This is a genomic window from Rothia sp. HMSC069C03 (assembly GCF_001811075.1).
Taxonomy (GTDB): domain Bacteria; phylum Actinomycetota; class Actinomycetes; order Actinomycetales; family Micrococcaceae; genus Rothia; species Rothia mucilaginosa.
In genome coordinates this window covers 19637-32156 of sequence record NZ_KZ627137.1, presented here as the reverse complement: position 1 = coordinate 32156, position 12520 = coordinate 19637, and the positions used below count along the sequence as shown (strand labels likewise).

8 protein-coding genes and 1 tRNA gene are annotated in these 12520 nt (G+C 58.6%); 5 read left to right on the top strand and 4 right to left on the bottom strand.

Annotation, left to right across the window (positions count from 1 at the left end; genetic code table 11):
- Window positions 1-17: 17 nt before the first annotated feature.
- Window positions 18-91 (top strand) — tRNA-Pro (locus tag HMPREF2779_RS04270).
- Between the two features lie 176 nt (window positions 92-267).
- Here HMPREF2779_RS04270 and HMPREF2779_RS04265 read toward each other — a convergent pair.
- The gene (locus HMPREF2779_RS04265; protein ID WP_105360909.1) at window positions 268-1401 is read right to left on the bottom strand and encodes a hypothetical protein; all 1134 of its coding nucleotides are present in this window, start codon (window positions 1399-1401) and stop codon (window positions 268-270) included.
- Window positions 1402-1768: 367 nt separating this feature from the next.
- Between HMPREF2779_RS04265 and HMPREF2779_RS04260 the strand changes: the two genes are divergently transcribed.
- The gene (locus HMPREF2779_RS04260; RefSeq protein WP_105360908.1) at window positions 1769-3352 is read left to right on the top strand and encodes a cation:proton antiporter; all 1584 of its coding nucleotides are present in this window, start codon (window positions 1769-1771) and stop codon (window positions 3350-3352) included.
- A gap of 605 nt (window positions 3353-3957) precedes the next feature.
- Window positions 3958-5517 carry a molybdopterin-dependent oxidoreductase gene (locus HMPREF2779_RS04255; protein WP_105360907.1) on the top strand — a complete coding sequence of 520 codons (1560 nt, stop codon included), beginning with the start codon at window positions 3958-3960 and terminating at the stop codon, window positions 5515-5517.
- 213 nt (window positions 5518-5730) lie between these two features.
- Here the strand turns inward: HMPREF2779_RS04255 and HMPREF2779_RS04250 are convergent, their stop codons facing one another.
- From HMPREF2779_RS04250 to HMPREF2779_RS04240, 3 genes are read right to left on the bottom strand one after another with little or no spacing between them, the layout of a single operon-like run.
- Window positions 5731-6375, bottom strand: a complete 645-nt coding sequence (locus tag HMPREF2779_RS04250) for a LutC/YkgG family protein (protein WP_012902909.1) — start codon at window positions 6373-6375, stop codon at window positions 5731-5733.
- Complete coding sequence (locus HMPREF2779_RS04245) at window positions 6375-8003, bottom strand: LutB/LldF family L-lactate oxidation iron-sulfur protein (protein WP_105360906.1); 1629 nt, start codon at window positions 8001-8003, stop codon at window positions 6375-6377. Before HMPREF2779_RS04245 ends, HMPREF2779_RS04250 begins: the two co-directional genes overlap by 1 nt.
- A gap of 16 nt (window positions 8004-8019) precedes the next feature.
- Window positions 8020-8814, bottom strand: a complete 795-nt coding sequence (locus HMPREF2779_RS04240; RefSeq protein ID WP_005504630.1) for a (Fe-S)-binding protein — start codon at window positions 8812-8814, stop codon at window positions 8020-8022.
- Between the two features lie 843 nt (window positions 8815-9657).
- Here HMPREF2779_RS04240 and HMPREF2779_RS04235 point away from each other — a divergent pair.
- Together HMPREF2779_RS04235 and HMPREF2779_RS04230 are read left to right on the top strand one after the other, a co-directional pair.
- Complete coding sequence (locus tag HMPREF2779_RS04235) at window positions 9658-11331, top strand: L-lactate permease (protein WP_105360905.1); 1674 nt, start codon at window positions 9658-9660, stop codon at window positions 11329-11331.
- A gap of 221 nt (window positions 11332-11552) precedes the next feature.
- Window positions 11553-12416, top strand: a complete 864-nt coding sequence (locus HMPREF2779_RS04230) for a FadR/GntR family transcriptional regulator (protein ID WP_105360904.1) — start codon at window positions 11553-11555, stop codon at window positions 12414-12416.
- Window positions 12417-12520 lie beyond the last annotated feature (104 nt).

The following is a 12520-nucleotide window of genomic DNA, read 5'->3' as shown; positions in this document are numbered from 1 at the left end:
CGCTGATAGGTCAACATCGGGATGTGGCGCAGCTTGGTAGCGCGCGTCGTTCGGGACGACGAGGTCGCAGGTTCAAATCCTGTCATCCCGACAGTTAGCCCCGGTCCGCTGGACCGGGGCTTTGTCGTATCCGCAGTATTTCTGTTACAGACTCCTAGGCAGACTCCGGCGCAGATTCTGCTGCAGATATTGAGTATATAGAGGCGCCCCCCTACCCGCGCAGGAACGCGGGCGAGGGGGTCGCTTTCGTATTGAGTTCAGGTTCGGTTAGCCGCGCCCGGAGATGAGGGCGAGAATCGCCTCCAGGGGGCCGCGTCCGGCAATGGAGCGTGCCATGCGCGACCAGAGGGTGCAGATGCCCAGGGCAATTGCGGAGCCGAGCAGAAGGAAGGCGCTCCAGTACACGGCGGTGCCCCAGCCTCCGGTGGCGATGTAGTGCTCGCCCACGGTGAGAGCCTTGACGGTAGGGCCTGCGTAGATGATGATTCCGCTCAGCACAATGGAGGCGCTCAGAGACATCTGGCCCAGGCGGGCGATCGGGGTGAGCATTCCCGCCTGTGCGGAGAGCAGTCGCGCACATTCTGCCCAGAAGTACAGGGTTGCCGCCAGGTTCAGGGTCAGCAGCACCTGCGGGCTGTTGAGGAAGCCCAGCTCGGTGTAGGGGTTGAAGGTGCGGTAGACGGCGAGCGCTAGCACGGCGAGTACTACGGGGATTGCGAGCTTTGCCTGCAGGTTGTCGTAGAGGCGCACGAGTACGATGCCCAGGCACATGACCCAGATGAGCTGCGCGCTCTGTGCGTGGTTCACGCCGTGGTTTGCCAGGAACGGCAGCTGCACGGCGGTCCACTGGTCGGCCCGAGCGGCTGCGTCCATGAGGAGGGTGTAGGTCCAGGTAATGAAGGGGCTGGTGACCACCGCTAGCACTGCGATTGCCCACAGGGGCAGGTGCACGACGAGCAGGGTGAGCAGGGTCAGTAGCGCCAGGTGCACAAGCATGTCGAAGGGCAGAGAGTATGCGAAGCCCTGCGCCGGTACGGTCACGCCAGCTTGCGGCAGGTAGGTGATGCCCTGCATGAGCGCCACGCCCAGCAGAAGCAGCGCCAGGAATCGCACGATGGTTCCGGCGAAGAGTTGCGGGAAGTTCGCGGTGCGGGCGTACCGCCAGGCGGCTGCGCCCAGGATTGCGGCGAAGAGCGGTTCAGCGGGTACGAGGGTCTGCGGGATCCAGAATTTCCAGGAGACCGGGATTAGCTGCAGCCAGTACCCGAAGGGGATGAGCAGACTGAGCACGGCGAAGGCACGGGCGAGGTCAAGCCCGAGGTCGCGTCGGGTGCCTCCGAGGGAGGCGGCGCGTGCCCCGCTGCTGACGGTGGGGATGGGTTGTGTGCGCCCTGCTGCCATGTCCTCGCTCCTTGTAGTGCCGTGTTTGAGAGTCTGCGCGCCCTACCAGGGGTGTGTGCCCGTGCCAGGGGATGTGCGCTGCCAGGGTATCTGCCGCATCCGGTGGTGTGTGTCGGATGCTCTGGCATAGGTGTTAAGTGTAACGGCTGCTCGGGTGGTGGCGCGGAGGTTTTGCTCTCATGTGGTTTCCTCGTGCGGTTATTTTCGGTGTTCAGGCGCTCGATACGTGCTGTTCAAGTGTTGTTGCACGAGGTTAGGTGTGTACCATTGGTACGTTCTTAAAGGTGGGGCAATCCCGCGGGAGCATGATTTCGCTCCTTTTACTGTCCCAAACGCGCCCCACCTGCACACACCACGTTGAGGTTTTATGTTTTCGACTTTTTCCCCGCTTTTCTTGACGGATTTGGGGGCGTCTGGTGCTCTTCTTGCTTCGGGTACGACTCTGTCGGAAGGGTCGACCCACGATAGCGGCCAGTTTGTGTCCATTTTCTGGATTACGTTGGTTGCGTTGCTGTCGCCGATTCTTTCGCGGCTGACGGGCAAGAAGATCCCTGATGTGGTTTTCCTGCTCATTTTTGGTCTGCTGATTGGCCCGAATATGCTCAACCTTGCCAGCAGTGAGGGCGGTATCCCGCTGCTGAAGGAGCTGGGCTTGGGTATGCTCTTTTTGATTGCGGGCTTTGAGATTAACGTGTCGTCATTGCGTAGCCGTCAGGGTTATAGCGCTATTGCCACGTGGGTGGTGTGCTTTGCTTTGGGTATGGCGGGTGCGGCGGTGATTACGTCGTTCTCGCATGAGCTGAATACGTATATTGCGGTGGGCGTGGCGTTGAGTTCCACGGCGTTGGGTACTCTGTTGCCGATGTTGAAGTCTCACGGTGCTGCCGGTACGCCGGTGGGTAATGCGGTGCTGGTGCACGGTGCCGTGGGTGAGCTTCTGCCGATTTTCGCTATCTCGTTGCTGCTGTCTTCGCGTTCGCCGGGCATGGCGATTGTGGTGTTGCTGGCGTTTATGGTGGTTGCGGTGATTGTGGCGTTGATTCCGCATCGTCTGTTTGCGCATGTGCCGGGTCTGCGTCAGATTATGGCTGCGGAGGCGAATACGACCGGTCAGACGGTTCTGCGTCTTGCGATGTTCCTGCTGGCGACCCTGATTATGTGCACTGCCCTCTTTGATTTGGATGCGGTGCTCGGTGCCTTTGCGGCGGGCTTGATTCTGCGTACTCTGACCCCTCCGGCGGCTTTGCATATGATAACTCGCCGCCTTGAGGTGGTTGGTTTTACGTTCATGATTCCGCTGTTCTTTGTGGTTAGCGGTATGGGCATTGATGTCTCTGCTGTGGTGGCTAAGCCTTTGGGTCTGCTTGCCGTGGTGGTGGGTATTCTGCTGTGCCGCGGCGTTCCGGTTCTTTTGGCGGAGCATTTCTTTGATACCCGTTCGGGGTTGACTACTCGCGCGCAGAAGGCGCAGTTGGCGTTGTATTCGGCTGCGGGTCTGCCGATTATTGTGGCGGTGACGGAGGTTGCGACCAGTTCGGATCTTTTGGAGGAGTCCACGGCGTCGCTGCTGGTTGCCGGCGGCGCGCTGACGGTTCTGCTGTTCCCGCTATGGGCGTTGGGTATTCGTCAGGCGTTTGGTTCTGGCCAGCCGGCGCAACAGGAGCCGAGCCGTAAGGAGCAGATGAATGCGTTGAAGGCTCAGCGTAATGCGCAGGCGAAGCTTGCCACGGGCATGATTCCGGTGGTTCGTTTGAAGTCGCAGGCTGATTCCGAAACCCAGCCTGATTCTGAGTCCCAGCCCGATTCTGAGTCCCCGGCTGATGCTCAGCCCGGCTCTGCCGAGGCTACGGGCGCTTCCGCTGGTTCTAGCGTTGCGTCCCGAGCAGCCTCTCGGGCTGGGGCAAAGAAGCGTAAGGGTTCTGCGGAAAATACGGGTTCTGCAGAAATCTAGCAGCGGCTACGGTACGGTTGCCTTCGGCGTTTCAAGGTCGGTTACAAACCGGTTTGAGTGAGAATCTCGCTTACAGTCGCCGCAACCTTATGTGGGATTGAATTTATAAAACCACACAATACCAGGCAGTTAAAGCCCTGCAAACCAACATGCATCCCACATATAGAATCAAAACCCACCGCATCCCCTCTTGAGGCTGCGGTGGGTTTTTTGCACCCGAAAGACCCTATAAACCACGGAAAGATGAGAATCTTCCTTAAATTCGGATTTTTTATGCAAATATTACAGAAGATGACGTGTCTTAGCTTTCTCGACTGACACTTTGTCCTATAAAATTGAAAGCACACAGGGTATTTCCCTAAAACAAACATAAACCAACATACATACACAGAGTCGCTTCCGTCCCAGCGGGAGCTGGTGCACCTCCCCCTCACACACGGGAGGCGCCCCTTTCGGGAGTATCCGCGACGATACCCCGGCGGCTCCCAACCACGGAGGAGGATTATATGGGTCAGAAAGGTAATTATTTCTAACCTCACATCTCAAGGCCTCGCACTGAATCCTAACGATTGTCTGCACACACAGTCATTTCTGAAGGAAATATCATGCACCAACTACTCCTCACCGCGAGCACTGGTGGCGTAGAGCTGGACTTCCCGTCGTGGCTCCGAATTACGCACTTCATCAACTTCATTATGATGGGCTTCCTGATTCGTTCAGGTTGGGAAGTTCTCGCCTCTCACCCCCGTCTGTACTGGAACAACCAATGCACCCCGGGTTCCGAGTGGCTCAAGTTCACCAAGGACAAGGTTTCGACTGTCCCCGGTGAGTTCACTGCCCGCGACGACCAGCGTCGACTGTCGCCGCTTATCTCCCTGCCCGGTAATGGCCAGATTGGTCTGGGCCGTGCATGGCACGCTCTTGTAACTTTTATCTGGATTGCTAACGGTCTCGTCTACGTCTCCTTGCTATTCCTGACCGTCCAGTGGCGCCGCATCGTCCCGACCAGCTGGGACATCATCCCGCAGGCGTGGGAATCCATCCAGATTTACGCTGGCTTCCAGATTCCCTCGATTGAGCACTTCCAGCCGTACGACGCTCTGCAGCAGATCATGTACTTCACTGTGGTGTTCATCGTGGCACCGCTGATGATTGCAACCGGCCCGATTATGAGCCCGGCATTCTGCGGCCGCTTCCCCGGCTACGTGCGCCTCTTCCGTAACCGCCAGACCGCGCGTTCCATCCACTTCCTGGGCATGGCGTTCTACTGCGTCTTCACCGTCATTCACGTGGCGCTGGTGTTCGTGGTTCACCCCCAGTACAACATCGCCCACATGATGCTGAACAAGCCCTACAACGAGGTGGACGCAGCACAGTTCGCTCAGGCAGTCACCATGCTCGTTGGCGGCATTGTCTTCGCTGTGGCTCTGTGGATTTTCGCTTCGTACTGGTCCCTGCGCGACCTGCGATTCACCCAGACCTTCATTTGGGGTCTGACCCAGCCGATTCGTAACGTCCTGCTGGACCGTATCACCTCCCGTCAGGTGCAGAAGAAGACCTTCACCGATGCCGACATCTCGCCCTTCCACTGGGTTAACACTCGCCCCCCGACAGAGCGTGAGAGCACCGAGTGGAACCGCCTGAAGGAGCACGAGTTCGTTGACTACCGCCTCGAGCTGGGCGGCCTGGTGAAGGAATCCAAGTCCCTGAGCATTGACGAGCTCAAGCAGCTGGGCAAGGAAGTCAACATCACCATGCACACCTGCATGCAGGGTTGGACCGGCATCGCCAAGTGGGAGGGCGTGCGCCTGCGCGACGTTCTCGCACTGGTCGAGAAGACCGACGAGGCTCGCTACGTTATGGTGACCTCCTTCGGCCACGTGGGCCACACCTACGACGGCCGCCCGACCGAACCCTACTACGAGTGCCTGGACATCTCCATGGCAATGGAAGATGAGACCATCCTGGCGTGGGGCATGAACGACAAGCCCCTGCCCGATGTGTACGGTGGTCCGCTCCGTCTGCGTGCGGACTCCATGCACGGCTACAAGATGGTCAAGTGGGTTCAGAAGATCGAGTGGATCAAGGACTACCACGATGTTGGCGATGGCCAGGGCGGTAGCCGCGAGGACTCCGGTCTGCAGCACTTCGACGCACGCGCCTAAGCACCCTCACGGGGCGCTACGACGCTAACCGTCGATACACCACCCTATAAAGCACAGAACGGTGGCGGGTACATGGGCCCGCCACCGTTTTTGCATCCTCATGACTGGTGCATATGCTTCTGAAGACTAGGAGCCTCGAGGGCATAAAGAAACCGCCCGGGAGCCTTAGCTCTCGGGCGGTTTCTTTAGAGGTTTGCCTTCTGGCGCTGCACCTTAAGCGTCGTAGATGATGACGTCCAGGGTACGGGGGCCGTGCACGCCCTCCACGCGGATCAGCTCGATATCACTGGTTGCCGACGGACCGGAAATCATGGTCACAGGGCGGGTGTAGGTGATACGCTCGATCGACTCGGGAACCAGCTCCACCACGGTGGAACGGGGAACCACGCAGATGTGGTGGTCGGGCACCAGGGTGATGGCGCGGCGACCCTCATCGGGGTTGGTGTTCAAGAAGATCGTGCCGGTCTCTGCGCAGGAGACGGTCGAACCGGTCACCACAGCGTCAACTGCGTCCAGTTCCTTCAGGCTCAGGCAGCCGGGTTTGAGGGTGCTACCGGAGTCGGTGACGCGCTTGCGGTCAGCGGTGTCAGCCGGTAGCCACTCCATGTTCAGGCCCTCGGGAACCACGTAGGTGGACTTTTCACCCAGTCGCTCTGCGATGACCTTGGAGATGTTCTCCTTGTTCGCGTGGAACACGTTTGCCTTGTAGTCAATGAGGCGGTCGACGAGCATCTCAATGGTCTGCTCTTCGTTCAGCTCGCTGACGCGGCGGTAGTTACGTACGGGCTCGGGGGCGACGGGTGCGTCAGCCAGGGACGAGCGGATACGTGCGAGGATATCTTCCTTAGCAGAGGACATTAGTTGTTCTCCTTAGCTTCACGGGCTTCCTGAGCAGCCTTAGCGTTTGCTGCCGCCTCAGCGACCTTACCCTTGTTTGCCTCGATGAGGGCCTGAATGTCAACGCGCTCAGCGTTATCGCGTGCCGGAGCCTGACCCTTCTCCTTCTTCCACCAGTTGCGGAAAGATTCCTTGGGGGGCTCGGGGATGTCGCGGTAAGCGGTCCAGCCGCTGACGATACCGGGAACAGCGGTGATCTTGTGCTTGCGGCCGCTGATAAGGCGGGACATGGGCAGACCACGCTCTGCAATCGACATCATCTTGCCGGAGGTGAAGAGCTTCTTCGCACCAAGCATCATGCCGTCCATCTGCGAGAAGGGAGCCTTCTTGTTGCCCTCGAACTCGCGGACAGCGTGCTGGGACTCAACATCCTTAGCGCGCAGATGCACGAGGACCTCAGGGAAGTTAATCTTCACGGGGCAAACTTCGTAGCAAGCGCCACAGAGAGAGGATGCGTACGGCAGGGAGTTGTTCTCTGCAGCCTCGATACCGGAGAGCTGCGGGGACAGAATCGCGCCGATGGGGCCCGGGTAGGTGGAGCCGTAGGCGTGACCGCCTGCGCGCTCGTACACGGGGCACACGTTCATGCAAGCGGAGCAGCGGATGCAACGCAGTGCCTGGCGACCCAGCTCGTCGGACAGAACGGCGGTACGGCCGTTGTCGATGAGGATGACGTGCATGTTCTGCGGGCCGTCACCGGGGGTCACACCGGTCCACATGGAGGTGTAGGGGTTCATGCGCTCACCGGTGGAGGAACGGGGCAGCAGCTGCAGGAATGCCTCGTAGTCCTGGAAGGTGGGCAGAATCTTCTCAATACCCATGAAGGTAATGAGGGTGTCGGGCAGGGTCAGGCACATACGGCCGTTACCTTCGGACTCCACGATGGTCAGGGTACCGGTCTCAGCAATACCGAAGTTGGTGCCGGAGACTGCCACGGTGGTGTTCAGAAACTTGTTACGCAGGCGGTTACGGGATGCCTCTGCCAGTTCTGCCGGCTCATCGGTGATGTCCGGGTTAATACCCTCAATTTCGCGCAGGAAGATGTCGCGGATTTCGCGGCGGTTGCGGTGAATTGCGGGCACCAGAATGTGGGAGGGGCGGTCGTGGCCGAGCTGGACGATTTCTTCTGCCAGGTCGGTCTCGATAGCGTTGATGCCGTTTTCTTCGAGGAATTCGTTCAGGCCGGTCTCTGCGGTTGCCATGGACTTAATCTTGATGATTTCGTCCACGCCCTGCTCGCGGATCAGGTCCAGAGCGATCTGGTTTGCCTCGGTGGCGTTGCGTGCCCAGTGCACGTGGCCGCCTGCGGCGGTGAAGTTACGCTCGAACTGCTCGAGCAGCTCGGGCAGGTTCGCCAGAACGTAGTTCTTGACGGACTCACCGGTGTTACGCAGGTCCTGCCAGTCGGGCACCTCTGCGGTGACGCGTGCGCGCTTGTTACGGATCGCGTGGGTCACGAAGCGCAGGTTGGCGCGTAGCTGCTCGTTCTTGAGCTCTTCCTTCGCGTACTTGGGGAAGGGGGTTTCTTCGAAAATGTTGCCCTCGCCGTAGTGAACGACCTTGGGCATACCAAGCTGAATAGCGGTCATGAGGTCTTATCTTTCCTTAGCCGATCGAGAGCTCAACACGCTCGGAGTTAATCTTGAGCGGGTTTTCCTTGGTGGATGCGAGGATCTCAGCGAAGTGGATGGTCTGAACGTCCGAGCCGCGACGCATCAGCGCACCGCCGATGTTCATCAGGCAGGAGCAGTCGCCGCCGGTGCAGACGGAAGCACCGGTTGCTTCAACGTTGTCTGCCTTGTCGTTGACCATTGCGCCGGAGACGTCAGCGTTCTTGAAGGAGAAGGTACCACCGAAGCCGCAGCACTGGTCCATGCCCTCGAGCTGGGTGTACTTGATGCCTTCGACGGTGCGGACCAGGTCCTGCTGGCGGGTGCCCAGGCCGAGCATACGCATACCGTGGCAGGAGCTGTGGTAGGTGACGTGCTCGGGGAAGTAGGAGCCGAGCTGCTCGGCAGCGTTGGTGATGCCCAGGATGTCGATTAGCAGCTGGGAAAGCTCGAAGGTGCGGGAAGCAATCTGCTCTGCCTTCAGAGCCAGCGCTTCGTCGCCGCGGCTACGTGCGACCATTGCCTGCTGGTGACGCAGGGAAGCAACGCAGGAGCCGGAGGGTGCAACAGCTACGTCCCAGTCCCAGGAGTCGAAAGCTTCAACGTGGTTCTTGATGACTTCGTAACCGTCATCGAAGTAGCCGGAGTTGACGTGCATCTGAGAGCAGCAGGTCTGGTTCGGGGGGAAGACAACCTCGTGGCCCAGGCGCTCAAGAATTTCGACGGTGGCGCGTGCTACGCGGGGGTACATGCCGTCAACGATGCACGTAGAGAAGAGTGCAATGCGCATGACTTGTCCGTCCTTTCCTCTGTGTTCAGAGTTTCTCGGTCTCACCGCCTGCGTCTGGGGCAGGCGGGGCACAGTCCGAACAAGTTCGGTCTTCCAAAGAAGCGACTCAGATGTATTGAGTCGGGGAAGCTGGGCCGGATGGTTCCGGCTAATGTGCGCGCCCCAAGTGGAGGTGGGATGCGGTGGGATCAGAAACCGTGGTGATGTCTTTTATCTTTCTAGCCATTTAACACCGTTGGGCGGCTTTTCTCTAGTTGGAATAGCACATACTTTCCTTGTTAAATAACGGGTTAGGTCACCCTGACCTTAAGGTACACTTCCCTACCTTTCGGTACATATGACCTCATCTCCCATGCACCCCCCGTAAGACCCCTATATTCTTTTCGCAGATTGAACATTTATCAAACACACAGAAGTGGACCATAAACCCCCTAGAAATCCGCCGTTCTGAAGATTTTATGGTTGTTTTATGGGGCTTTTCCTTTTTAAAACAACATTCTTTTCGGGTATATGCGTCCAAATGAAGACTCTCCCCTGGGTAAACCAATGACCCATACACCCAACTCGTGATGTATCTGAAAATATTCGAGTTTCAGAACCTGGAATTAACTATCAGAACCGCAATATTTCGGCAGTTTCACTGGAAGCGAGCCCAGGTTCCGGTCGCCTTCCACAAAAATGAGTCAGGTCACTTTTGGTGAAACACCACATTATCCGGTACTCTTCTAAACATGCGATCAATGGTCTGACCACATCCCCATGCAGGGAACAATGACTCGTTCCCCACAGAATTATCTATGGTCTGACCACACACAAAACACACCCTGAACCAAAGGAGTTCCAGTGGAAACTTATACCGCTGTAACCAATGCAGTGGGAGGTAGCCTCGGCCTCAGCGCACTCGTGGCAACCATTCCCCTCCTCACCTTCTTTGTGATGCTACTGGGCGTTAAGGCACGCGCTCACTGGTCCGCACTCGTGGCACTGGCAGCATCCATCCTCGTAGCAGTCCTGGGCTTCCACATGCCCGCTGATCTCGCCGGTCTGGGCGCCGTCCGCGGTGGCATCTACGGCCTGGTCATCTGCTGGGTTATCCTCGGTGCAATCTGGTTCTACCAGCTCACCGTCCTCTCCGGCCGCTTTGAAGATCTGCGCCGCGTCTTCGACCGCCTCGGCGGCGGCGACCTGCGCATCCAGGCTATCCTCATCGCATTCTGCTTCGGCGGTCTGCTCGAGGCACTGGCTGGCTTCGGCGCTCCCGTTGCAATTACCGCAACCATGATTCTGGCCCTGGGCGTTAAGCCCCTCAAGGCTGCTATTACCGTTCTGCTCGCTAACACCGCACCCGTGGCATTCGGCGCAGTCGCTGTCCCGATTACCACCGCAGCTGACGTTGGCGGCAAGGACGCACACGTTATCGCAACCATCGTTGGTCACCAGGCTCCGTTCCTGGCAATGCTCGTTCCGCTCATCCTGCTCGTCATCCTTGACGGTATGAAGGGTCTGAAGGACGCTTGGCTGCCCGCACTGATCATCGGTGTTTCCTTCGCAATTGCCCAGTGGGTCACCGCTGCTACCCCCGCGTTCAACCTGACCGACGTTGTTGCTTGCATCGTCTCCATGGGTGTTGCTGTTATCTTCCTGCAGTTCTGGAAGCCGCGCGGCGTCGAGGGCGTTCGTGAACGCTACGGCCTGCCCGCACAGGCTGAAGAGAAGGAAGCTCTGCCCGCCGTTCGCGTCTGGATGGCACTGCTGCCCTACGTCATCGTCGTTGCAATCTTCGGTGTTGCTAACCTGCACGCCGGTCTGAAGGCATGGCTGAAGAGCTTCGTCATCAAGATCGACATCCAGGCTCTGAGCTCCCGCCTCGTCACCGCTGACGGCAAGCCCGTCAAGGATGCAGTCTACAACTTCGCGTGGATGTCCAACCCCGGCACCCTGCTGATCATCTCCGGTCTGGTTGTTGCTGTCGTCTACTTCTTCTTCAACGAGAAGGGCCGCTACGCCTTCAAGTTCCCGGCAATCTTCACCGAGTTCGGTTCCGTTGTCTACCGCATGCGTTGGTCCATCCTGACCATTGCTTCGGTTCTGGCACTGGCATACGTCATGAACTTCTCCGGTCAGACCATTGCTATGGGTACCTTCCTGGCAGGCCTGGGCACCGTCTACGCGTTCCTTGCACCGGCTCTGGGCTGGATTGGTACCGCTGTGACCGGTTCGGACACCAGCGCGAACGCACTGTTCGCCAAGCTGCAGGTGTCTGCTGCTGAGAACCTGCAGCACGCAGGTATCCACGGCGCAACCCCCGAGCTCATGCTGGCTGCTAACACCACCGGTGGTGTGGTCGGTAAGATGATCTCCCCGCAGTCGCTGGCTATTGCTGCTACCTCCGTGGACATGGAGGGTAAGGAATCCGACATCTTCAAGGCTGTTGTTCCCTGGTCCTTCGGTATGCTCCTGTTCGTCTGCGTCCTGGTCTTCCTGCAGACCAACGTGCTGTCCTTCATGATTCCCTAATCTGAAGCTCAGGTTTTAGAGAGTTCCTGAAGCATCCGCTTCACGAACAGTAGGATATTCGCCCCGGTTTGACCGGAGGCCACAGCGGGGCGGCGAACCTTATCGGTTCTGCCGCCCCGCTTTTTATGCCCCTTATGACTCGATAGGTTGCCCCAATAGTTTGGGGGAACATGCTGAGTCGAGACTTCTTTTCGTTATCCGCCTCGTTATCAGGAGAGAGTATGCCTCGTTCTTTTGACGACGCCCAGCCTGCAGAGGCGCCCCCTGTGGTTGAGCGCCAGCCGATTCTGGCGGACCGCAGCTACAGCATCATTCTGGAGACCTTTGAGCGGCGCCTGCGCCTGGGTGAGTTGCGTGTGGGCGATAAGCTCCCCTCTGAGCGTGAACTTGCCGCACGACACGGCATTTCCCGCCCTTCGGTCCGTGAGGGTTTGAGGGTTCTGAACGCGCTGGGTCTGATTCGTTCCAGCACGGGTTCGGGTCCGAAGTCGGGTGCGATTATCATTTCGGAGCCGTCGGATGCGCTCAGCTGGGCGTTGCGTATGCACATTGCGACCCGTAGCCTGCCGGTGAAGGACGTTGTCTCAACCCGCCTGCTGTTGGAGGGCCCTGCGGCACGTGCGGCAGCTGCCGCGCCGGACACGCCGGAGCGTGCGGCGGCGCTGGAGCGTGCGCGTGTGCATCTGGCGGAGATGGATGAGCAGATCAGCGATGAGCGTTTCCACTTCTGCGATACGCGTTTTCACTATGAGCTGTCGAAGCTCGGCGGCAATATTGTGCTTGATACGGTGATTGACTCTCTGCACATGGCGACGATGAGTTATGTGCAGGAGGCGGTTCCTTTCCTGAAGGATTGGGAGGCGGTCAAGCGCACGTTGCAGCAGCAGCATTACGGCATTATTGAGGCGATTGCCTCTCACGATGAGCAGGCAGCCTATGAGCGGGTGTGCAAGCACATTACGTGGTTTTATTCGCTGTCTGACCGTGCTGCGGAGGAGCGGGCGCGGCAGCATCCGGCGCGGGATATTCTGCACGAAGATTTGTGCCACGAGAATGTACACGATGAAGACGTTCACGCCGGCTAGGCTTCGCCCCTCAACCCCATAAACCCACATAGCTAAAGGGCGGTGCCCCGGAAGAATGACCTTCCGGGGCACCGCCCTTATGCGCCGAGCAATTATTTCAGCGG